Source organism: Streptomyces sp. NPDC020807 (assembly GCF_040641575.1).
GTDB lineage: Bacteria > Actinomycetota > Actinomycetes > Streptomycetales > Streptomycetaceae > Streptomyces.
In genome coordinates this window covers 75204-97232 of the sequence record NZ_JBFADU010000022.1, presented here as the reverse complement: position 1 = coordinate 97232, position 22029 = coordinate 75204, and the positions used below count along the sequence as shown (strand labels likewise).

Annotated in this window: 16 protein-coding genes, 1 tRNA gene and 2 pseudogenes; 14 read left to right on the top strand and 5 right to left on the bottom strand. The window is 72.7% G+C overall.

Annotation, left to right across the window (positions count from 1 at the left end; genetic code table 11):
* Positions 1-98 precede the first annotated feature (98 nt).
* From AB0G79_RS26420 to AB0G79_RS26405, 4 genes are all read left to right on the top strand, one after another.
* Positions 99-920 carry a sugar ABC transporter permease gene (locus AB0G79_RS26420; RefSeq protein ID WP_360810570.1) on the top strand — a complete coding sequence of 274 codons (822 nt, stop codon included), beginning with the start codon at positions 99-101 and terminating at the stop codon, positions 918-920.
* Entirely contained in the window at positions 917-1795 is an 879-nt protein-coding gene (locus AB0G79_RS26415) for a carbohydrate ABC transporter permease (protein WP_360810568.1), read from the top strand. Before AB0G79_RS26420 ends, AB0G79_RS26415 begins: the two co-directional genes overlap by 4 nt.
* Before the next feature lie 4 nt (positions 1796-1799).
* A complete protein-coding gene (locus tag AB0G79_RS26410; protein WP_360810566.1) occupies positions 1800-3629 on the top strand; it encodes a glycoside hydrolase family 36 protein in 1830 nt (609 codons plus the stop codon).
* Between the two features lie 67 nt (positions 3630-3696).
* Entirely contained in the window at positions 3697-4734 is a 1038-nt protein-coding gene (locus tag AB0G79_RS26405) for a LacI family DNA-binding transcriptional regulator (RefSeq protein WP_360810564.1), read from the top strand.
* A gap of 9 nt (positions 4735-4743) precedes the next feature.
* Here AB0G79_RS26405 and AB0G79_RS26400 read toward each other — a convergent pair whose 3' ends face one another.
* Positions 4744-5412 (bottom strand): DUF2278 family protein, encoded by a 669-nt coding sequence (locus tag AB0G79_RS26400; protein WP_360810562.1) that lies wholly within the window; start codon positions 5410-5412, stop codon positions 4744-4746.
* 172 nt (positions 5413-5584) lie between these two features.
* Between AB0G79_RS26400 and AB0G79_RS26395 the strand changes: the two genes are divergently transcribed.
* Positions 5585-5669: transfer RNA gene (locus tag AB0G79_RS26395), tRNA-Leu, on the top strand.
* Positions 5670-5742: 73 nt separating this feature from the next.
* On the opposite strand, the gene AB0G79_RS26390 is transcribed toward AB0G79_RS26395, so the two are convergent.
* On the bottom strand, positions 5743-8457 hold the full coding sequence (locus tag AB0G79_RS26390) for an FAD/NAD(P)-binding protein (RefSeq protein ID WP_360810560.1): 2715 nt from the start codon (positions 8455-8457) through the stop codon (positions 5743-5745).
* 273 nt (positions 8458-8730) lie between these two features.
* Here AB0G79_RS26390 and AB0G79_RS26385 point away from each other — a divergent pair, with 273 nt between their 5' ends.
* A complete protein-coding gene (locus AB0G79_RS26385) occupies positions 8731-9192 on the top strand; it encodes an Rrf2 family transcriptional regulator (protein WP_360810558.1) in 462 nt (153 codons plus the stop codon).
* Between the two features lie 29 nt (positions 9193-9221).
* Here the strand turns inward: AB0G79_RS26385 and AB0G79_RS26380 are convergent, their stop codons facing one another.
* Positions 9222-10160: a hypothetical protein gene (locus AB0G79_RS26380; RefSeq protein WP_360810556.1), complete on the bottom strand. Its 939-nt coding sequence runs from the start codon at positions 10158-10160 to the stop codon at positions 9222-9224.
* A 416-nt stretch (positions 10161-10576) separates the two neighbouring features.
* Between AB0G79_RS26380 and AB0G79_RS26375 the strand changes: the two are divergent.
* Positions 10577-11085 (top strand): annotated as a pseudogene (locus tag AB0G79_RS26375) (hypothetical protein).
* Positions 11086-11162: 77 nt separating this feature from the next.
* Here the strand turns inward: AB0G79_RS26375 and AB0G79_RS26370 are convergent.
* Both AB0G79_RS26370 and AB0G79_RS26365 read right to left on the bottom strand, forming a co-directional pair.
* On the bottom strand, positions 11163-12581 hold the full coding sequence (locus tag AB0G79_RS26370) for a hypothetical protein (RefSeq protein WP_360810554.1): 1419 nt from the start codon (positions 12579-12581) through the stop codon (positions 11163-11165).
* Positions 12578-13897, bottom strand: a complete 1320-nt coding sequence (locus AB0G79_RS26365; RefSeq protein ID WP_360810551.1) for an MFS transporter — start codon at positions 13895-13897, stop codon at positions 12578-12580. Before AB0G79_RS26365 ends, AB0G79_RS26370 begins: the two co-directional genes overlap by 4 nt.
* Before the next feature lie 693 nt (positions 13898-14590).
* Here AB0G79_RS26365 and AB0G79_RS26360 point away from each other — a divergent pair.
* From AB0G79_RS26360 to AB0G79_RS26330, 7 genes and pseudogenes are all read left to right on the top strand, one after another.
* On the top strand, positions 14591-15520 hold the full coding sequence (locus AB0G79_RS26360) for an acetaldehyde dehydrogenase (acetylating) (RefSeq protein ID WP_360810549.1): 930 nt from the start codon (positions 14591-14593) through the stop codon (positions 15518-15520).
* Positions 15517-16512, top strand: a pseudogene (gene dmpG / locus AB0G79_RS26355) (4-hydroxy-2-oxovalerate aldolase); the annotation flags it as partial. The gene AB0G79_RS26360 and the pseudogene dmpG, both read left to right, overlap by 4 nt.
* Before the next feature lie 183 nt (positions 16513-16695).
* Positions 16696-17562, top strand: coding sequence for a cupin-like domain-containing protein (locus AB0G79_RS26350; RefSeq protein ID WP_360810547.1), 867 nt, complete (start codon positions 16696-16698; stop codon positions 17560-17562).
* A complete protein-coding gene (locus AB0G79_RS26345) occupies positions 17562-18833 on the top strand; it encodes an aminotransferase class I/II-fold pyridoxal phosphate-dependent enzyme (protein ID WP_360810545.1) in 1272 nt (423 codons plus the stop codon). The genes AB0G79_RS26350 and AB0G79_RS26345 overlap by 1 nt, the downstream gene beginning before the upstream one ends.
* Entirely contained in the window at positions 18830-19687 is an 858-nt protein-coding gene (locus tag AB0G79_RS26340; protein ID WP_360810543.1) for an aldolase/citrate lyase family protein, read from the top strand. Before AB0G79_RS26345 ends, AB0G79_RS26340 begins: the two co-directional genes overlap by 4 nt.
* The gene (locus AB0G79_RS26335) at positions 19684-20670 is read left to right on the top strand and encodes an ornithine cyclodeaminase family protein (RefSeq protein ID WP_360810541.1); all 987 of its coding nucleotides are present in this window, start codon (positions 19684-19686) and stop codon (positions 20668-20670) included. The genes AB0G79_RS26340 and AB0G79_RS26335 overlap by 4 nt, the downstream gene beginning before the upstream one ends.
* Complete coding sequence (locus AB0G79_RS26330) at positions 20657-22018, top strand: hypothetical protein (protein WP_360810539.1); 1362 nt, start codon at positions 20657-20659, stop codon at positions 22016-22018. Before AB0G79_RS26335 ends, AB0G79_RS26330 begins: the two co-directional genes overlap by 14 nt.
* Positions 22019-22029 lie beyond the last annotated feature (11 nt).

Below are 22029 nucleotides of genomic sequence, written 5' to 3'. Positions count from 1 at the left end.
AACACCGCGCGTCCGGGGCCCGCGGAGCCCGCCGGGAGGCCCCCCGCCCCGCGCGGCGCGCCCTCCTGACCCGTACGTCCTTCCCGTACCTCCTGATCATGCCCGCCGTCCTGGGCTTCGCCGTCTTCAAGGCGTACCCCATCGCGGCCTCCTTCTGGATCAGCCTCACCACCGGCAACGGCGACGGGACGACGTTCTCCGGGCTCGCCAACTACCGGCGGCTCGTGGCCGATCCGCTGTTCTGGACCGCGCTGAAGAACACGGCGCTCATCCTGGTCGTCCAGGTGCCGCTGATGCTCGGCCTCGCCCTGCTCGTCGCCCTCGGCCTCAACTCCGCCAAGGTGTGGCTGCGGCCCCTGTGGCGGCTCGGCGTCTTCGTCCCGTCCCTCACCGGCCTGGTCGCCGCCGGCGTGATGTTCTCCGTGATCCTCAACCGCGACGCCGGCCTCATGAACTGGGTGCTGTCGCTCGTCGGCATCGACCCGGTGAACTGGCTCGGCAGCCCCGCCTGGGCCCGCGTCGCCGTCGTCCTCGTCATCACCTGGCACTACACCGGCTACAACGCCGTCATGTACCTCGCCGCGCTCCAGGGCATCCCCAAGGAGCTGTACGAGGCCGCCATGGTCGACGGCGCCGGACCGGTCCGCCGCTTCTTCTCGATCACGCTGCCCCAGATGCGGCCGATCCTCCTGCTCACCGTGGTGCTCTCCACCATCGGGACGCTCCAGCTCTTCGACGAGCCGTACGTCCTCACCGGCGGCGGCCCCGACAACTCCACCCTCACGGTGACCATGTACCTCTACAACAACGGCTTCAAGTACTTCGACTTCGGCTACGCCTCGGCGCTCGCGTACGCGCTCGCGCTGATCGTCTCCGTCCTCGGCATCGTCCAGGTCCGGATGATGGGGGAGCGCCGATGAGCACCACGACCGTCGAGAAGACCGCACCCACGGCACGGAGGGGGCGCCCGGCCGGGCCGAGGAAGCCCCGGGGCGTGATCCTCACCCTCCTCCTCGCCGCCGCCTTCGGGCTCTGCGTCGGCCCCTTCTACTGGCTCGCCATGGCCGCGACCCAGGCCAACGAGGACGTCTTCTCGTGGCCGCCGAAGCTGCTCCCCGGCGGACACCTCATGGACAACCTCCGGGGCCTCCAGGAGGCCGTCGGCCTCGACCGCGTCCTCCTGAACACCCTGATCGTGGCCGGCGTCCAGACGATAGGCGCCGTCACCGTCTCGGTCCTCGCCGGGTACGCCTTCGCCAAGTTCGAGTTCCGCGGACGGAACCTCTTCTTCGTCCTGCTGCTCAGCACCCTCGTCATCCCCGACACGGTGATGCTCATCCCGATCTTCCAGATGATGATGGAGATCGGCCTGATCGACTCGTACCAGTCGATCATCCTGCCCGGCCTCGTCACCCCGTTCGGCATCTTCCTCATGCGCCAGGCGCTCAAGTCCATGCCGGACGAGCTCCTCGACGCGGCCCGCGTCGACGGCGCCGGCGAGCTGCGGGTGCTCTGGCGGATCGTCCTGCCGGTCAACCGGCCGATCATCGCCGCCCTCGCGCTCTTCGTCTTCCTCGGCGGCTGGAACCAGTTCGTCTGGCCGCTGATCGCACTGCGCAGCCCGGAGATGTACACGCTCCCCGTCGCGACGGCCACCCTCCAGGGCCTCGCCACCACCAACTACGCGCAGGTGCTGCTCGCCAGCGCGATCGCCGCCATCCCCGTGATGGCCCTCTTCCTCGTCCTGCAGCGCCAGTTCATCTCCGGCCTGCTGGCCGGCGCCACCAAGGAGTGACCCCGTGACCACCGCCCCGCAGCCCGTTCCGGCATGGCGCCCGAACCACCCGGCGGACGCCACCCCCGACATCGTCGTCGAACGACAGCTCACGACCGGCCTGACGCTCGCCGAGGGCACCCCCCTCACCCTCCACCTCACCGGACTCGGCGGCGAGGCCTGGCAGTCGTCCGCCGTCACCGTCGCCGACGGCGTGGCCCTCGTCGAGATCAGCGCCAAGGAAGAACTCACCCTCCGCGCCGAATGGCGGATCCCGTGCCTCGGGGCCACCGCCTACTGGACCCCGAACACCGACGGCACGCGCTGGCTCCCGCCGTCCTGGATCGTCCCCAGGACCGTCTCCCTCGCCCTCGGCGCCCCCGTCGCCAGCCTCGTCGGCACCGGCGACCGCGCCCTGTGCACCGCGGCCGCGGGCGAGACGAGCGCGCCCGTCCGCGTCGGCGCCGGAGTGGTCGAGGAGAGCGGCGAGTTCGCCTTCACCGTCGAGCAGGACCTCACCCCGGACGGTCCGCCGCTGCGGATACGGATCGACCTGAGCGGCCGGCACTTCGCGACCACCCTCGGGGACGTCGCCGACTGGTGGGCCGGGGGCGCCGGGCACCCCGGCGTCGCCCCCGCCGCCCGCATGCCCGCCTACTCCACCTGGTACAGCCTCCACCAGAACGTCGACGCCGCCACCGTCGAGCGCCAGGCGGCCCTGGCCGCCGGGATCGGCTGCGACAGCATCATCGTCGACGACGGCTGGCAGACCGCCGACCGCACGCGCGGCTACGGCCACTGCGGCGACTGGGACGCCAACACGGAGGCGTTCCCCGACTTCCGCGAGCACGTCGCCGAGGTCCACCGCCTAGGCCTCGCCTACCTCCTCTGGTACGCGGTCCCCTTCATCGGCCGCCACAACGAGGCCTGGGACCGCTTCGCGGGGCTGACGCTCCGCCAGGTCCCGCAGCTGGACGCGGCCGTCCTCGACCCGCGCCACCCGGACGTCCGCGACCACCTGATCGAGAAGATCTCCCGCGCCGTCGAGGAATGGGACATGGACGGCGTGAAGCTCGACTTCATCGACCTCTTCGCCGTCGCCGAACCCCCGCCGGCCCCCGGGGGCGCCGACCACGCCACCGTCCCCGAGGGCGTACGCGCGCTGCTCGCCGACCTCGACGCGCGGCTGCGCCGCACGAAGCCCGACGTCATCGTCGAGCACCGCCAGCCGTACGTCAGCCCCGGCCTGTGGCCGTACGCCACCATGGTCCGCGCCACCGACTGCCCGCTCAGCCCCTCCGAGAACCGCCAGCGCACCGTCGACTGCCGGCTCGTCGGGGGACCGCTCGCCGTCCACGCCGACATGATCATGTGGCACGCGGCCGAGACGCCCGAGGCGATCGCCGTCCACCTCGTCAACGCGCTCTTCTCGGTGCCGCAGATCTCCGTCGACCTCGGCACGCAGACCTCGGAGCAGCTCGCCGTCCTCCGCTTCTGGCTGGGCGTCTTCCGCGAGCACGCCGACGTCCTGCAGACCGGCGCCCTGGAACCCGCGCGCCCGGAGCTCGGCTACCCGCAGGTCGTCACCCACGCCGCCGACCGCCGCACGACGATCGTCGCGCGCTACGCGCCGCTGCCCGTGGCCGTACCGGTCGAGGGGGACCTCCTCCTCGTCGCGAACGCGGACCACGACAGCACGGTCCTCCTCGCCGCCGAACGGCCGGAACGGGCCCTCGCCCGCGTCCAGGACTGCCGTGGTGAGATCCTGTCCGAGACCGAGCTCGACCTCGTCGCCGGCGTGACCCCGGTGACCGTTCCGACCGGCGGACTGCTCACCCTGACCCGCGAGCGCTGACCGACGGCGGGCCGCGGGCGGGCCGTCCACCGCCCGCAGCCCGCCGACCACCGCATCCAGAGGAACGATGACCGCTCGACAGGTGACCATCGAGGACGTCGCACGCACGGCGGGAGTCTCCCGCCAGACCGTCTCGAACGCCCTCAACGCCCCCCACCGCCTGCGCGCCACCACCCTCGCCCGGGTCACGGCCGCCATCGACGAGCTCGGCTACCAGCCCGACCAGTCCGCCCGCAGCCTGCGCACCGGCACCCGCAAGGTCCTCGGCTACCCGGCCCCCGCCGACAACCCCGCCGACCCCAACCCGCTGATGGGCGGCTTCCTCCAGGCCCTGGTGAGCGCCGCCGACGCCGTCGACCACCGCATCCTGCTCTTCCGCTGCGACCCGGCGCGGGGCGCGGGCGCGGTGGCCAAGTCCTTCAACGGGCTCATCGCCGCCCGCCAGGTCGACGGCTTCGTCCTCTCGGACGTCGTCCACGACGACGCCCGGGTCGACGCCCTCACCGAGGCGGGCGTCCCCTTCGCCGCGTTCGGCCGCACCGCCCCCGGCCGCCCGCAGAACTGGGTCGACATCGACTCCGCCGAGGCCACCGCGACCCTCGTCGCCCGACTCCTCGACCAGGGCCACCGCCGGATCTGCTTCGTCAACTCCGCCGCCACCCTGCCCTGGCTCGCCGACCGCCGGGCCGGCTTCCTGCGCGCGGCGGCCGCCGCGCCCGACGGGGCCTTCGAGATCGGCGTACCCGAGGACGATCCGGCCGCCCTCGCCGACGCGATCGGCCGCCTCCTCGCCGGACCCGACCGCCCGACCGCACTGGTCTGCGTCGACGACTGGCTCGCCCTGACCGCCTACCAGGCCGTCCGGGCGGCCGGTCTCACCGTCGGCGCCGACGTCGCCGTCACGGGCTTCAACGACTCGCCGGTCTGCACGGTCCTCCAGCCCACGCTCACCAGCGTGCGACTGCCGCTCGCCGACATCGCCCACGCCCTGGTCGACCGCCTGACCACCGCGATCGAGGAGCCGGCCTCGGCCCCCACGAGCGGCCTCCTGCTGCCGGCGGAGCAGGTCGTCCGCGACAGCACCCCGACCCGCCGGGGGCTGTAGGAACGCGCCTCACACGGGGTGGCCGTCGGGGTCGGTGGTCGCCGCCTGACTGGAGAACCTGTTCAGGAAGACGTCGTACCGCCCGTCGTCGCGCCGCGCGAGGGTCGCCCCGTCCTGCCAGATCCCGTTCTCCGGCCACCACTGGGAGCCGACCGGGTCGCCCTGGTTCTGGTGCACGTTGTGCATGCCGAGATCGCCCTCGGGATCGTCCGTGAACGGCTCCCCGTAGACGAGCACCCGCTGCCCCGGCACGAGGACGGCCTCCAGTGCGGCGGCCGCGTCGACGTTCGACCCGGCCTCCCACGGCCGCGACCCGAGCAGTTCGAGCAGCTCCCGCAGCCACGACGGGGGCCTCCGCTCGAACAGGACGCCGGCGTGGTCCACGAGCTCGGGATGGCGCAGGTAGTCCAGGGCGCCGGAGAACGCCGTGGAATCCAGCTCGTGATACCCGGCCCCGAACCCGGCCACGGGCCCGAGGGCGCGCGCGTCCACGGTGAAGGACTTCCACCGCACCCCCACGTTCGACTTGTGGCTGTCGACGTCGACCGCGCAGTGGTACCGCCCCAGCGGCGCGTCGACCTCCAGATTGACGTGGAACCAGCGCCCCTGGTCGTCGGGCTCGTCGCGGTAGTGCCGGTAGAGCGTCCCCACCAGCACGCCGTAGTGGTCGAAAGGCATGCGGGAAGTGAACCAGCGAACCCCTTCCTTCGCCCCGATTCGCCCCGATCCCTCTCCATATGCGCCCCTCAACCGCCCTGACCACGGGAAACGTGGTCGAACAACACCCCGAAGGCCTGGTAGATTTACCTCTGTCGCCGCGAGGGAAACCCCGCGAAACGACAGACACCTTGTCCGGGTGGCGGAATGGCAGACGCGCTAGCTTGAGGTGCTAGTGCCCTTTATCGGGCGTGGGGGTTCAAGTCCCCCCTCGGACACCGGCGAGCGAGGGCCGTGACCTGTGGGTCACGGCCCTCGCTTCTTGCGTGATTCCTCGGACCGGGTGCCCGGTCAGGCGTCGAGGCCCGCCAGGCGGCGGGTGTCGAGGGGGGAGGCCCGGCGGTCTAGGCGTTGTTCCAGGAGGTGGCGGGCCGTGTCGCTCTGGCCCGCTTCCAGCAGGGCGTAGAGGAGGGTCTCCTCCACGACCTCGCGTTGGGCCGCGCTGCCGCCGACGCGGCGGAGGTCGGGGAGGAGGGCGCGCAGGCCGGTCGCGGCCGTGGACCACTCCTCCTCGAGTACGGCTTCCAGGGCGCTGCACAGGGGGACGACGACCTCGCGCTGGACCGGGTCCGCGCCGGACGCGTGGGTCCGGAGGCGGCGGAGGGCCGGGAGGTCGCCGGCCGCCGTGAGGGCGACGGCGCTGTGCAGGGCAGTGAAGGCGGTCGCCGGGCGCTCCACCAGGTCGCGGGCGACGGCGTCGAGGACGCCTTCGACCGGGACGCGGCCCGACCAGTTCTTCGACATCCGGGCCCGCCACAGGAGGGAGCCCGAGTCGACCAGGGCCCGTACGCCGTTCACCTGGCCCGGGGCGAGCTGGGCGAACCAGCGGCGGCGGACCGCCGCGGTGTCGTCGAGGGCCAGTTCGTGCAGGGCCACGTGCCAGGAGAAGTGGGCCCGGTGCACCGCGCCCCGGCCCCGGCCGCCGATCCAGCCGTCGAGCCACGCGCGGCCCGCGTGGTGGTCCCCGGACTCGTAGTGGACGTGGGCGAGGGCGTGGACGGCGTGCCCCGAGGTGGACTCGGCGGCGAGCGCCGCCCTCGCGAGGTCGCCCGCCTCGTCGATCCGGCCCTCCTCCTGCCGTACGAAGGAGAGGAGGGAGGTGTGGAACCAGTGGCCGTCGTAGGCCGGCGCGGTGCTCTCGACGAGCCGGAGGGCGAGGCTGCCGTCGAGGTCGCCGACGCCCGCGAAGGCGATGGTCGGGACCGCGATGCCGAGCGCGAAGGCGTCGCCGGGGAAGCGGGACAGGTGGTCGACGAGCGCCGTGTCGCCGTCCGCCGCCCCGGGGGTGGCGTGGCCCGCGATCCGGCGGGTCACGACGTCGACGAACGAGCGCTCCCGCTCGTCCGCCCGCTCGCGCACGCTCCGCTGGGCGTCGGCGAGCGCCCGGGCCACGTCGACGTCCGCGCCGCCCTCGTGGCCGAGCAGCGCGAGGGCCGCGTGGCCGAGCGCGAAGCCCGGATCGAGCTCGACGGCGCGCGTGAACGCCTCGGCCGCCTTCGCCCGTACGGTGATCACCCGGCCGAGCCCGCCGCGGTACGCGGCCGCCGCGGCGGCGTGGGTCGAGAGCGGCAGGCCGAACTGGTCCGTCGGGCGGCGACGGGCCGTCGGACGCGAGGGATGGGGGAGCGTGGTCAGGACGGCCTCGGCGACCGCCTTCGCCTGGACGCGGATCTCGGGGATCGCCGTCGTCTCCCACAGCTCGCCCCGGCGCGGCGAGCCCAGCGTGAACAGGCGCCGGTCCGTCCGGCCCTCCGCGTCGCGGAGCCGCCCGTCGACGGTCGCGACGCCGATGCCCAGGGGCCCGGGCACCGCGAGTCCGTCGGCGAGGAGGCCGCCCCACAGGGGGTCGCCGCCCGCGTCGGCCCGCAGCCCGGGCCCCGTACAGTCCACCACCCAGGCCACGGGCAGCTCGCGGCCGTCGGCGAGGGTGACGGTGAGCCCGCCGTCCTCGCGCGGCGCGGCGTCCGCGACCCGCCCCGCGTGGATCCGCAGGCGGCGCGCGGCCCGCGCCCGGCCGATCACCTCGGCCGTGGACGGCGCCATCCGGTGCCGGTGGACGTTCCAGCGGGTCGCGTCGCGGCCCAGGAACTCGGCCCGCTCGTCGTCCGTCAGGCCTTCCCAGAGCCGGCCGATCCAGGGCCGTACGCCGTCGAACGCGGGCCGCCAGTCGCCGTGGAGGCGGCGGGTCTCGGCGACGTACCGCGTGAACTCCCGGCGCAGGCGCGCGAAGGGCAGCACGGGGAGGTCCGGGGGCGGCGCGACGGCGGGCAGCGGGGCGAGCGCGTGCGGCTGCGGGAGCAGGCCGGTCCGCGACACGGCGTGCACGGTACGGCCGGGCCGGTCGAGGAGGAGCGCGAGGTCGACGGCGGTGAGGCCGGTGCCGACGAGCAGGACGTCGTCCGTGTCGGCGACGGGGTCGAGCGCACCGGGGGCCCACGGACGGGCCACGAACCGGTCGGACGCGGCGAGCACGGCCGGGGCCCATTCGGCGCGGCCCTTCGCCGGTCCGGTGGCGAACACCACGCTGTCGGCCGTCACGCTCCCGCCGTCGGCGAGCGTCAGCTCGACCCGCCCCGCGGCGGTCTCGGCGCAGCGCGTGGCGCGCGTACGGAGACGGCGCACGGACACGGTTCCGTGGGCGGCGATGATGGCGCGCCCCAGGGTGTCGGCGAGGTAGGAGCCGTACCGGTGGCGGGGCGCGAAGTCCCCAGCGGTGACGGTCGACTCGCCGTGGCAGGTCAGCCAGCGCTGGAAGTGGCCCGGGTCGTCGGGGTAGCAGCTCATGCCGCCGACCGGCACGTTGAGCCGGTGCTCGGGTGCGGGGGTGGAGTAGGCGACGCCCCGGCCGGCCTCCGGCGCCGGGTCGATCAGGACGAGATCGAGCGCGCCGCGGCGCCGGGCCGCCGTCTCGCAGAGCTGGACGGCGACGAGCGCCCCGGCCGCGCCGGCGCCGACGACCGCGACGGTCGGCCTCGTGGGCCGGGGGAGGCGTGGGCGTGCGGGCACGTCGGGAACGGGATGGGCGGCGGACGCCACGGGCACCTCCGGAGCGGGCGGAGCGGGGTGGTCTCGGCACGTGCGAAGAACGCGAAGAACTGCGAATGGCTGTGAATGGCTGCGAGGTACTGCGAGGAACAATGTTCACTATGTCGATGAACAAAGTGCACGGGCAACGCCGGATTCGGACAAGGGCGTGAAAGGAGTGGGGGAGGGCGCGCGGGACGGCGTGCGGGTTCCGCCGACTGCCGCTCGGGCGAACCCCTGTGAGACATTGGGCCGGTGAGGATCTCTGCACGTACGGACTACGCCATCCGGGCCATGGCCGAACTCGCCGCCGCCCCCGACCGGCCGCTCAAGGCCGAGGACATCGCCGGTCGTCAGGACATTCCCGGCCGGTTCCTCTTCGTCGTCCTCGGCGATCTGCGGCAGGCGCGCCTGGTGACGAGCGTGCGCGGCCCCGAGGGCGGCTACACCCTCGCCCGGCCGGCGGCGGAGATCACCCTCGCCGACGTCATCCGCGCGATGGACGGCCCGCTCGTGAGCGTGCGTGACCTGAAACTGACGGGTCTGGAGTACCAGCGGGCGGCGGCCCCGCTGCCCGACGTGTGGCGGGCCGTGCGGACGAGTCTCCGCCAGGTCCTGGAGGGCACGACGCTCGCGGACCTGGTGGCGGGGACGCTGCCGGAGCTCGTGCGGGAGCGGGCGGCGGAGTACAACGACGACGTGCGCACGTACCCCTGACGTACGTGCGGACAGGCCTGCCTCGTGGGCTAGTTGGCGTAGCGGCCGGTGGCTATCTCCCAGCGGTGGTAGCCGGCTATCCAGGCGGCGAGCCCGTCCACGTACCGGTTCGCAGCGTCGCGGCCCTCGGCGGTGATCCCGAGGAGTTCGCATATCTCGGGGACGCGGGACGACAGTTCGACGAACCGGTCGACCATCGTCTGGGCCTCGCGCATGACCTGTGCGGCCGCCTCCTCCGGCGTGCCGCCGCGCTCCTCGCGGACGATCATCACCAGGTTGGCCACGTCGCCGCGTTCGAGCTCCTGGGCGTAGGAGTGCACGTCGTTCGTGAACGACGGTATGTCAGCGGCCAGTTGGCGCATGCGGCGGAAGTCGGGGTGGTGCAGGAGCTCCTGCGGCAGCTCGAAGCGGTTGAGCCGCTCGACCATGTCGAAGAGGGTCTCCATCGCGGCCGTTCCCCGGCGGAGCGCCAAGTAGCCCTCCCGGTCCGGGAGTCGACCGGAGAGGCGCCCGGCGGCCTCGGCGGGGTGGCAGGCGAAGTACCACTCCCAGTTGTACGCCGAACGGGCCCGCCAGCGCGCTGACATGCCGCGCACGCTCCGCTCCCACAGGTCGACGAACGCCTCCTCGACGGGGGTTCGGGACGACGGTTCGGGCCCCTCGCCGTGCAGGAGGGCGGTCAGGCGGGCGCTCACCTCCGCGACGCGCGCCGGGGCCCGGCCGAGGTCCGAGTCGAAGCGGTCGTCGAAGAGGAAGTAGAAGCTGATCAGGTCCACCGCGAGGACCAGGTCCTCGGCCTCGCAGTCGGGACTGGTGAACGCCGCGAGGCGGGGCACGTCCCATTTGTCGTACGCCGACAGGTCGATGGGGGCGGCGAGCCCGTGGTGGCGCAGAAGCCAGGCGTGGTTTCCCCGCGCGCTGAATCCGCGATGCGGATTGGTGCGCGGTGGAAACGGCAGATCGAGCATCGCGGCGTTGAACACAGGCCCCCCAGGTTGTGATCCCGGGTGGTCTTCGCGAGTCCCGGGAGCGACCGAAAGAGTACTTGACTTGATCATCAACTGCCAGAAACGTCAAGAGAGTCGTTTGTGAGGGTGCTGTCGGAATATGCGGCAGATGCCCCCCGCGTCACAGGCGATTCCGCGGTATCGCATGCCCCGATTCGATGCGCCGTACCCCTTCCCCGGCCGCGGCCGCGCGGCGTGCCGGAGTGGAGTGGGGCGCTCGCGCGGAAGAATCCTTTCGGCCCCTGTCCGCTCTGCGGACGTTCTCGGCCGCGGCGCTGCCGTGACCTGCATGGTGTCATGAATGGCTCGCAATGGCGCCATGTATGTGCCATAGTGGCACCATCGAGAGTGCGGGCGTCGAGCCGAGGGGTCGGATCATGGAGGCAGTGGGACGGGGGCGGCAGACGGAGCCCGGCGCCTTCCGGGCCTTCGCGCGGTTCGTCCTGTGCGGCGGCGGTGTGGGGCTGGCAGCCGGCTTTGCCGTGGCGGGCCTGGCCACGTGGGTTCCGTGGGCGCTGGCCAACGCGCTCGTCACGGTCGTCTCGACGCTGCTCGCCACCGAGCTGCACGCCCGGTTCACCTTCGGTGCCGGGGGTGGTGCCACCCTGCGCCAACACGTTCAGTCGGGCGGTTCCGCCCTCGGCGCGTACGCCGTGACCTGCCTGGCGATGCTGTCGCTCCCGCACCTGGTGGAGCGGCCCGGGGCCGTGCTCCAGCAGGTCGTCTACCTCTCGGCGTCCGCGCTCGCCGGCGTCGCGCGGTTCGGGATCCTGCGCCTGGTCGTCTTCGCCCGGAGCCGTACGAGGGCGATGGCGCCCGTCCTGCTCAGAGCCGCGTCCGACGCGGCGTCCCGGCCGACCCCGCGACGCTCTGCCGCGCGGCCTGACCGGGACCGGGGGTCCGGGCAGACAGGCCCCAGGTGGTGCCTCGCCGATCATGCCGGGCCGATCGGCAAGACACCCCCTAGTGGTCGCCTCCGTCGAAGACGCAGCCGACCACCGCGCCGCTGCCCATGCTGACCACGCCCACCGACGGGTCGGTGCTCGCGCGGACGAAGCCGCCGCCGTAACCGTCGTCGTACTCCGCGGTGTCCGCCTCCCGGGCGCCCAGGTAGAGGCCCCAGTTGAGGAAGACGTCCTCGACGCCGCCCTCGTGGCCCGGGAACGGCTCCGCCGCCGGGCGGACGCGGTGCTGGAGGACGTACGGCGCGTTCATCGCCGCCGTGACCGCAGCCTCCCACTCCGCCGGTGCCGCCTCCCAGCCCGGGGTGATGCCGTGGCCGCCGTGCAGCAGCGTCGGCTTGAGGATCAACTCGTCCTGGTGGGCCAGGGCGTAGGCCAGCATGTCGACGCGGGAGCCGTCCGGGGCCGTGGCCCGCGGCAGCACGTACCGGGTCCACGGGAGGACGCGGTCGACGCACGCCAGCTCCGCGGCGTCGAAGTGCTCGCGGTTCCGCTCGTCGGAGAGCATCGCCAGCGTGCCCTTGTTTCCGTACAGTTCGGCGTCAAGACGGCTGAAAAGCCCCACCTGGCCCCGTTCGACGGCGAGCATGAGCGGTTCCAACTGGGCCGTCGCGACCGGGTCGGTGAGGTCCTCCGGCAGGAAGTAGCGGAAGACGACGTCCACCGGGCGGCCGTTGACCGTCGGGCGGCCATCGGGATAGGTGAACTCGCCCAGGTCGCAGGCGATTCCGTCGATCCCGTACGCGCCGAGCTTCGCCGCGAACGATCCCAGGCGCGGACCCACCACGGCGAAGTTGTCGACCGTGTCGACCACCGCGACGACCGGTGCCCGGTCCCCGGGAACGAACTCCGCGCACTCGGCGGCCATGGTCCGCGCCATCAGGCCCAGCGTGTCCCGGTACCGCAGCCCGTGCTTGCCCACGAACTCCCGGAGCGGCGGATAGGCCAGCATCGCCCGGTTGATGTCCGCGTTCTCGAAGCCGCCCAGCGCGCTCGTGATGTTGAACTCGAGCAGCTTGAACCCCGTGCCGTCGTGGTAGAGGTCGGCGCGCCCCAGCGGCAGCAGCGAACCCGTCCGGGCGCTGCGGGTGATGACCGCCGTCTGCGCGGCGTCGAGGCCGACCGCCTCGGCGAGCGCGGCGATGCTACCGCCGAAGAGCCGCTCCGGCAGTGAGCGCAGCAGCCCGTACACGGTGTGGAGGTCCTCGACGACGGCGCCGCGCTCGGCCGCGCCGAGGAAGGCGGGGCCGTTGAGGAAGCGGTCCTGGTACGCGAGCGTGAGCGCGGCCGACTCCCGGGCCGCCGCCGTCGGGTGACCGTGCTCGTCGTGGCCGCCCGCCGCGCGGTGCCGCGCCAACTGCTCGCCGTAGGCGTGGCCGAGGCGCGACCTCGGCGGGACGAGGGGGCTCGTGGTCGTCATCGGGTGTCCTCCGCCTGTTCGGTGGCCGTCAGGGCGTCCTGCTCGCTCCGCGTCTCGTGCTCGGCCGCGGCCTCCGCCCTGGTGATCCACCGCCGGCGCGCGCCCGCCACGAGTGCCACGCCGACGACCGCCATGGCCACGGCGGCCGAGGCGAACACCGCGCGGGTGCCGATCTCGGCGGCGAGGACACCGCCGAGGGCCGCGCCGATCGGCAGGCCGCCCCAGGCGACCAGCCGGTACACGCTGTTGGCGCGGCCGAGCAGGTGCTGCGGGACGAGGGTCTGGCGCAGGACGACCACGACGACGTTCCACGTCACCGTGCCGCACGCGAAGATCGCGAGGGCCGCGCCCGCCGCGTACGCCGACGGGACGGTGGCGAGGACCGTCTCGCTCGTCGCGATCAGGACGGCGGTGGCCACCAACGCCCCCTCCCGGCCCAGTCGTTCCACGAGGGCGGGGGCGAACCGCGAGGCCAGCACGGCCCCGAGGGCCTGACAGGCGAGCAGGACCCCGTAGCCGAAGGCGCTCAGGCCGAGCACCTTTCCGCTGTGGATCACGAGCACGGCGAGCATCGCGTTGCCGGCCAGATTGATCAGGCACGACACCAGGGCGAGGCTGCGCAGCAGTTGGTGGCGGAACAGCCACCGGGCACCCGCCAGCATCTCCGACATCACGCCGGACGTCTCGGGCGGCGCGTCGACCGGGCGCGTCCGGCGGATCCGGCTGACCAGGACGGCCGAACAGAGGAAGGTGGCCGCGTCCACGCCGAAGGGCAGCGCCGTCGCGATCCCGAAGAGCAGCGCGCCGACGAGCGGGCCGATGAATCCGGTGCCGGCCTCCTGGGCCGCCATGATCCGGGCGTTGGCCGTGGCCAGGCCGTCCTTCGGGGCGATGAAGGGCACGAGGACCTGCGCGGCGTTGCGGCACAGGACCTCGCCGACGCCGAGCAGGAACATGCACCCGTACAGCAGCGGGAGTCCGCCCCAGCCGCCGAGGATCCCGGCGGTGAGCACGCCGAGCAGCACCGCTCGCACGAGGTCGACCCGCACCATCATCTTCCGGATGTCGACACGGTCGACCAGAAGCCCCGCGGGGATGCCGAAGAGGATGAAAGGGGCGGTGAAGGCGACCGAGGCCGCGCCGATCAGGCGGGGGTCGTCGGTCAGGTGCGTCGCGAGCAGCGGCCCGGCGGCGATCGTCGCGCCGTCGCCGAGCGAGGACACCGCGGCGGACCACCAGAGGCGCGAGAAGTCGCCACCCAGGCGCGTCCGTTGTGAGCCGGCCTCGTGGGCCTTCTCGCCCGTCGCGGCGCTCATGACGCCACGTGACGGGACAGCAGGCAGGGCATGATCTCCCCCTTCGAAGTGCCCTTACGGTCAGGGCACGGGGTTGCCGACAATAGTCGCCGGTCAGCGCCGCGTCGAGGGGCGACATCAGGCCCGTTCGCGCGGAGAGCTCCTGTCGCTCACGGGGCTCTTGGTGAACCTGTGAGGCACCCATGATGAAGATCAAACTCCGTATGTCTGAGGGGGTTTGTGAACTGTCCTCTTCTGGTATGTTCGCCGCCGCTGGCCGCTGATTCGGCGGCCGCGGAGGGTGTGCAAGGGAGGGCATGCCGTCAAGGGGGCTTTCTCGTCACGCTCTTGCGCCGAGACGCCGCCCCGCTCGTCGGGGCCGGACCGTCGCGGCGCCGACCCGCGCCGAGCGAACTCGGCATCCTCGTCCTCCAGCCGCGCGGCCACGCGTCGGCTTCTGTCGCCCGCGGCCGACCGCGTCGGGCACACGGTCTGGAACGGACACACATCCCGGTGAGGCACCCGCGTGCCCGCAACTCAGGGCTGCCACAAGCAGCCGCGCGTCCATCGAAGGGGGAGGTCAACGCTCATGGAAACCCGCGAACCGGCCATGACGAAACCGACCACAGGCACCCGCCGTCGCCTCGCACGTCCGTCCCTGTCCCGCCCGACCTGCCACCACGCGGCCAGGACCAGGACCGACGGAGGCATACGGTGAGCCTCACGGCAGACCTGCCCGACGCGCCCCCGGCCCTCGTCGAACCGGCGACGGTCGCCGTCATCGGCACCGGCGCGATCGGCCGCGACCTCGTCAGCAAGATCGACCGATCGCCGGTCCTGGACTGCCGCCTCGTCGCGGGCCGCAACCCGGAATCCGAGGGCCTCCGGTACGCCGAGAGCCTCGGCCACCCCACGACCGCCGGCGGCATCGAGGCCCTCCTCGCGGCGCCGCGCCCGTACGACATCGTCTTCGACGCGACGAGCGCCGCCTCCCACCGCGAGCACTGGCCGCTCCTCGAACCGCTGGGGACGCTGGTCATCGACCTGACGCCCAGCAAGATCGGCGACATGGTGGCGCCCACCGTCACCGGCGTCGCGGCCGCCACCGGCCGCAACGTCAACCTCATCAGCTGCGGCGGCCAGGCCTCCGTCCCCGTCGTGCACGCCCTCGCCGCGCGCTTCGACGTCGCGTACTTCGAGGTCGTCTCCACCGTCGCCAGCGAGTCCGCCGGCCGCGCGACCCGGCTGAACCTCGACGAGTACGTGGCCACCACCGGCCACGCCGTCACCACGTTCTCCGGCGTCAAGGACGTCAAGGCGATCCTCAACATCAGCCCGGCCGTCCCGCCGGCGACCTTCAGGACCGCCGTCCGCGCCCGCATCGCGGACGCCGACCCGGCGGCCGTCCGGGCCGTCGTCGACCGGGCCGCCGCCGAGGTGCGCTCCTTCGCCCCCGGCTACGAGGTCATCGCCTGCGCCGTCGCGGGCGATCTCGTCACGATCACCGTCGAGGTCATGGCGCACAGCGACGTCCTGCCGCCGTACGCCGGAAACCTCGACATCATCAACTCCGCCGCCGTCATGGTCGCCGAGCAGTACGCCGCCCGCCAGGGCCGCGCGACCCGGACAGGGGTGACCTCGTGAAGCAGCTGACCATCCACGACCCGACCCTCCGCGACGGCCAGCACGCCGTCCGCCACCGGCTCGGCGCGACGGCCCTGCGCCGCTACGCCGAGGCCGCGAACGAGGCCCGCATCCCCGTCGTCGAGGTCGGCCACGGCAACGGCCTCGGCGCCTCCTCGCTCCAGGTCGGCCTCGCCGCCGTCAGCGACGACGAGATGCTGTCGACCGTCCGCGAGGCCCTCACCCACAGCCGCATGGGCGTCTTCATGCTGCCCGGCTGGGGCACCTCCACCGACCTGCGCAAGGCGATCGACCACGGTGCCGACGTCGTCCGCATCGGCGTCCACGCCACCGAGGTCACCCTCGCCGAGCGCCACCTCGGCTTCCTCCGGGACTCCGGCGCCGAGGCCCACTGCGTCCTGATGATGAGCCACATGGCCACCCCGGCCGAGCTCGCCGACCAGGCCGCCCGGGCCGTCGCGTACGGGGCCCAGGCCGTCGGCATCATGGACTCGGCCGGCCACTTCCTGCCCGGCGACGTCACCGCCCGCATCGGCGCCATCGTCGAGGCCGCCGACGGCCGCCCGGTCATCTTCCACGGCCACAACAACCTCGGCATGGCCGTCGCCAACTCGGTCGCCGCCGCCGACGCGGGCGCCCTCGTCATCGACGGCTGCGCCCGGGGCTTCGGCGCCGGAGCCGGGAACACGCAACTGGAGGTGGTGGTCCCGGTCCTCGAACGGAGCGGGTACACCACCGGCATCGACCTGTACGCGCTCCTCGACGCGGCCGACCTCGCCGAGCGCGAGCTCATGCCCGCGCCGCCGGTGACCGCCTCGATGAGCATCGTCAGCGGCCTCGCGGGCGTCTTCTCCGGCTTCAAGCACCGGGTCGTGGAGCTCTCCGCGGCCGCCGGTGTCGACCCGCGCGACGTCTTCTTCGAGCTCGGCAGGCGCCAGGCCGTCGCCGGCCAGGAGGACCTGATCGTCGACGTGGTGGCCGCCCTGAGCGGTGAACGTACGGCCGCCCCGGGCGGAGACCGTACGAGCGCCCTCGGCGAAGGCCGCACGGGAGCGCCTGCCGGAGCCCGTACCGGCGCCGACCAGCAGCACGCCGACGTCTGAACCGACGGCACCAGCACCACCACGGCCGACGGGACGTCTGACCCCGGCCCATCAGAGAGGAGGACCCCCGACATGGCAGTAGCCGACGCGGCACCCGGGTCGAGCGGAACGACGGGTGTGGAGATCACCCGCATGACCTTCGACGAGTTCCTGGCCATCGGCCCCCAGGGCCTGTACAAGGCCGACGAACCCGTCGTCATCAAGCTCCCCGCCAGCGTCCAGGGACTCGGCCGGGACGAGGTCGCGGCCCGCCTGGCCGAGATGACCGTCACCCTGTTCACCGAGCCCGGCGACAAGAACCACCCCGGCCGCTGGGAGACCAGGGACATCAAGCTCCGCGACTTCTTCGCCGACGAGCGGAACCTGAGCGGCACCGACACCTGGCACCGGGTGGTCTCCAACATCCGCAGCAGCCCCGCCGACGTCAACGCCGTCATCGGCTTCGACGCCGAGGAGCTCTTCGGCTACGGGAACAGCCTCTACGCGGCCAACCTCTGGATCAGCCACCGGAGCGTCTTCACCAAGAACCACTTCGACGAGTTCGAGAACTTCAACATCGCCCTGGAAGGCCGCAAGCGGTTCATCATCGCCCCGCCCGGCGTCCGCGACTACTACCCCCGCTCCGTCCTCAAGGGGTACGGGGACAAGTCCCAGGTCTTCGACCTCGACGACGTCGACCTCAAGCGCTACCCGAGGCTCGCCGCCAAGCTGGCCCGGCGCCGCGACTTCGTCCTCGAACCGGGACACATGCTCTACCTCCCGCTCGGCTGGTGGCACCAGGCCGAGTCCCTGGGAGACATGAACATCAACGTCAACTTCTGGCTCAAGTCCAAGAAGATCCTCCGCAGGCCGCACGTGCTCGGCGTCGCGCTCTACACGTACGCCCACCGGCGGCTCAACGGCGTCTACAGCTACAAGCCCACCGAGGTGAACTCCTGATGACCGACATGAACAGCGCGGCCGAGCGCAAGTCCATCACCCCCACGCACAAGTACCGCAACAACGACCGGCTGATCGGCATCGGCAACACCTTCTGGGACATGTCGTACGAGAACGGCGTCGCCGGCATCGTCGGCGACCTCGAGGACGGCGTCTTCCACATGCCCGACGGGCACGAGTTCGTCAACTTCACCGTCTGCTCCTACCTGGACCTGGACACCCACCCCAAGGTCATCGACGGCGCCGTCGAGTCCCTCCGCCGCTTCGGCGTCCTCGACCACTGCATCCCGCGCACCCGCGTCCAGACGCCCGTGCTCCTGGAGCTGGAGCAGAACCTCGGCGAGCTCTTCGGCGCCATGGTCATCAGCGCCATCTCGACGGCCGCCGCCAGCACCGGACTCCTGCCGATCATCGCCTCCGGCCACCTCGGCAACGGCACCCGGCCGCTCATGGTCTTCGACAAGAACGCCCACGTCTCCATGGCCAACGCCAAGCCGAGCTGCGCCGACGAGACCGAGGTCGTCACCTCGCGCCACCACGACATGGACTTCCTCAAGGACATGTGCCGCACCTACGAGCGCGTCTGCTACGTCGTCGACGGCTCCGACAGCCTCGGCGGCTACGCGCCCGTGAACGAACTCGCCGAACTCCAGGAGAAGTACAACCTCCTGGTCTTCTACGACGACTCCCACTCGCTCTCCGCCTACGGCGAGCGCGGCATCGGCTACGTCCGCTCCCACGCCCCGATCCTCGACGAGCGGACCATCACCGTCGCCACCCTGAGCAAGGGCTTCGGCGCCGGCGGCACCGCGATCCTCCTCGACGGCTACCCCGAGGCCACCCGCCGCCTCGTCGAGCGCTTCGCAGGCCCGCTCGGCTACTCGCAGAAGATGAACGCCGCCGCCGTCGGTGCCGCCCTCGCCTCGGCCGAGATCCACCGCACCGACGAACTCGACCTGCTCCAGGGCAGGTTGCGCGCCAACATCGCGCTCTTCGACTCCCTCGTGGCCACCGAGCAGTCCGGGAGCACCTACCCGATCCGCGTCGTGCCCATGAGCGACGAGACCGTCGTCGAGGGCGCCCAGCAGGTCTTCAAGGCGGGCTTCTACACCTCGCCCGTCTTCTTCCCGATCGTCGCCCGCGGCACCGCCGGACTCCGCGTCATGCTCCGCGCCGGGCAGACCGAGGAGCAGATCAAGCGGCTCGCCACCGCGCTCATCGCGGCCGGCGCCCGCCCGGCCGACCCCGTCCCCGGAGCGGTGGCGCCGTGAGAGCGAGGCCCCGCAGCATCCTCTACACGCCGGCGCTCTCCCTCGACAGGGTCATGAAGGCCTGGTCGTACGACGCGGACGTCCACCTGATCGACCTGGAGGACTCCGTGCCGCCGGCCGACAAGCCGGCCGCCCGGGAGATCTGCCGGGCCGCCCTGGAGAAGGCGCCCAGGCCGCGGAACGTCGCCGTGCGGATGAACGAGCTCGGCACGCTCGCCGCCGTCCACGACGTGCTCCTGTTCGCCGAGGCCCCGGTGAAGCCCGGCATCGTCCTCATGACGATGGTGACCACCGCCGTCGAGATCGATCTGCTGCGCCGCACGCTCGCCTCCGCGGGGGTGCGGCCCGAGATCTACGTGACGGTGGAGACCGTCGAGTCGATCCACGACATCGACGCCATCGCCCGCGCCGCCGACGGGCTCGTCTTCGGCTCCGCCGACCTCGCCGCCACCCTCGGCGTCGACATCAGCTGGGAGTCGATGCAGGCCGCCCGTCAGGCGATGGCCATGGCCTGCGCCCGGTACGACACCGTCTGCGTCGACACCGCGAACTACCGGCTCTCCGAGCCGGACGTCCTCACCGAGGAGACCACCCGGGTCCGCGCCCTCGGCTTCCACGGCAAGGCGACGGTGCACCCCGGCGAACTCGCCGAGATCAACCGTGTCCTGGGCCCGGACGCCGACGAGCTCGACCACGCCCGCCGGGTCGCGGCGGCCGTGGCGGAGGCCGACGGCGGCATCGCCGTCCTCGACGGCCACATGGTCGGCCCGCCCTTCGCCCGCCGGGCGCGCGACACGGTCGCCCGCGAGGACGCCTGGACCGCCCGCTTCGGCGACCGGGGTGAGCGCGCGTGACCGCCCCCGTCATGGTCCAGGCCGCCGACATGGCCGGCACCCGGCCGATGGTCCGCGTCATCGACGTCCTCGGCGAGATGTTCGTCGACCTCGCCGAAGGCCGTACCGCCTCCCCGGCCCGTACCGTCGTCGAGCACGGCGACAGCAAGGTCCTCCTGGTCAGCCCCGCCGTCTGGGAGCGCCGCGGGGTGGGCAGCGTGAAGGTCACCACGCTCACCCCCGACAACCCCGGGCGCGGACTGCCCCTCATCCACGGCATCGTGGCGCTGACCGACCTGGAGACGGGCCGGATCACCGCCCTCCTCGAAGGCGCCGAGCTCACCGCCGTCCGCACCGGCGCCGTCGCCGCCCTGGCGACCCGCTGGTGCACCCCCGAGGACGCCGGTGAACTCGCCGTCATCGGCGCGGGCGTCCAGGCCCGCGCCCTGATCCGGGCCGTGTCGGCGGTACGGTCCCTCCGTGCCGTACGGATCCACTCGCGCACCCGCGCCGGGGCCGAGAAGCTCGCCGACTGGGCCCGCGAGACCCTGCCGGGGTCCGTGCGGGTGAGCGTCCACGACACGGCGAAGGAAGCCGTCGCCGGCGCGCCGATCATCTGCACCGCCACCTCCACGGACGACGCCACCCCCGTGGTCGAGGCGGACTGGGTGGCCCCCGGGGCACACGTCAACGTGATCGGCGGCACCCATCCGGACGCCGTCGAGCTCGACCCCGCCCTCCTCGCCGACGCCCTGACCGTCGTCGAGGAGCCGGCCGCCGCCCTCGACGGCGCCGGGGAGATCCGGGCCGCCCTGGCCGGCGGCCTCATCACGGCCGACGACCTGCATCCGCTCGGGACGCTGGTCGGCGGGGGAGTGGGCGACGCCGTCGCCCGCACCTCGGTCCTGCGCACCTGCGGCATGGCCATCGAGGACACGGCCGCCGCCGTGGCCCTGTACGAAGAGCACAGCGAGAAAGTGGGAGCGGCCGATGGGCACGCATGAGACGCCCGGCACGGGCATCGGACGGGCGTGGTTCGGTGACCACCTGCTGAGCCCGGCAGCACCGGCCGACACCATCCGCCACCTGCTGCGCGAGGAGCTCGACGGCACCGGCTGGCCCTACCAACCCGTGCTGCCCGCCGCCCCGATGGCCATCCCGCGCGCCTCCTACGCCGAGGTCTTCCGGGTGAGCCTCGCCCTCACCGGGCTCCTGCGCCGCACCGCCCTGGAGACCGGCCGCACCACCGCCGAACGCCTCGCGGACTACGGCATGCCGGAGAGCGAGAACCGGCTGTGGATGGACGACGCCTTCGTCGAGGAGCGGTACGCCGACTCCGTCGTCCGCCCCGATCTGGTCATCGGCCCGAACGGGCCGCAGGTCGTGGAGTTCAACGTGAGCGGCGCGCTCGGCGGCGTCCTGGAGACGCAGAGCCGTCTCGCCGTCTGGCGCCGCCTCCACGCGGACCAGTACGGCCGCCTCCCCTTCCACTCGCCGATGCCCTTCGCCGTGCGCGCGGAGATGTACCGCTCGCTCGCCGACGAGCTCGGGGTCGCTCCGCGCGTCGCCGTGGTCGGCAGCTCCCAGGTCATCGGGGTGGAGAAGCGCTACTTCCAGCTGGAAGCCGACCACAACAACGCCCGCGGCCTGACCACGCGCTTCTTCGAGCCGGAGGAGCTGCACGAGGCCTGGGACTGCGCCCCGCACCTGCGCTACCCCGTCGGGCTGCGGAACTTCACCATCCCGGACTGGCTGGAGGTCGGCCTCGACACCGACGCGGTCCAGGCGGCACTCGACAACGGCGTGGTGCTCGTCGGCACCCAGACCTCCACCTTCATGCACAGCAAGATCACCATGGGTCTGCTGTCCGAGGGACGGCCCTGGATGACCTCCGCCGAGCGGGCGCTCGTCGAGCGGTACCTCCCGTGGACGCGCGTCCTGTCGGACCGCAAGACCGAACGCGAGGGCAGCCAGGTCGACCTGGTCCGCCACGTCATCGACAACCGCGAGCGGTTCGTCCTCAAGGCCGCCCTCGGCGAGTGCGGCAAGCAGGTCGTCCTCGGACGCGAAGTCGACCAGGCCGCCTGGGAGTCGGCGATCGGCGCGGCCGTCGCCGAGAGCGGCACCAGCATCGTGCAGGAGTTCGTCGAGCCGCAGACCTGCCGGGTCACCCTCGTCGCCGACGGCGCCGACGAGACGTACGAGGCCGAAGTCGCCCCGGTGATCGGCCCGCTGCTCTTCGGCGGGCGGGCCGCCGGGCTCTTCTGCCGCTTCTACGGAGACGGCACCGCGGGCATCGTCAGCGTCCGCGGCGGCGTCAGCAGCTCCGACAACGCGATGGTCGCCGTCTGACGGCACCAGCA

What these genes read in the sequence shown, in the direction of transcription:
- AB0G79_RS26420 (WP_360810570.1), top strand. Translation starts at nt 99, where the DNA reads ATGCCCGCCGTCCTGGGCTTCGCCGTCTTCAAGGCGTACCCCATCGCG.
- AB0G79_RS26415 (WP_360810568.1), top strand. Translation starts at nt 917, where the DNA reads ATGAGCACCACGACCGTCGAGAAGACCGCACCCACGGCACGGAGGGGG.
- AB0G79_RS26405 (WP_360810564.1), top strand. Translation starts at nt 3,697, where the DNA reads ATGACCGCTCGACAGGTGACCATCGAGGACGTCGCACGCACGGCGGGA.
- AB0G79_RS26400 (WP_360810562.1), bottom strand. Translation starts at nt 5,412, where the DNA reads ATGCCTTTCGACCACTACGGCGTGCTGGTGGGGACGCTCTACCGGCAC.
- AB0G79_RS26380 (WP_360810556.1), bottom strand. Translation starts at nt 10,160, where the DNA reads ATGCTCGATCTGCCGTTTCCACCGCGCACCAATCCGCATCGCGGATTC.
- AB0G79_RS26370 (WP_360810554.1), bottom strand. Translation starts at nt 12,581, where the DNA reads ATGACGACCACGAGCCCCCTCGTCCCGCCGAGGTCGCGCCTCGGCCAC.
- AB0G79_RS26365 (WP_360810551.1), bottom strand. Translation starts at nt 13,897, where the DNA reads ATGAGCGCCGCGACGGGCGAGAAGGCCCACGAGGCCGGCTCACAACGG.
- AB0G79_RS26350 (WP_360810547.1), top strand. Translation starts at nt 16,696, where the DNA reads ATGGCAGTAGCCGACGCGGCACCCGGGTCGAGCGGAACGACGGGTGTG.
- AB0G79_RS26345 (WP_360810545.1), top strand. Translation starts at nt 17,562, where the DNA reads ATGACCGACATGAACAGCGCGGCCGAGCGCAAGTCCATCACCCCCACG.
- AB0G79_RS26330 (WP_360810539.1), top strand. Translation starts at nt 20,657, where the DNA reads ATGGGCACGCATGAGACGCCCGGCACGGGCATCGGACGGGCGTGGTTC.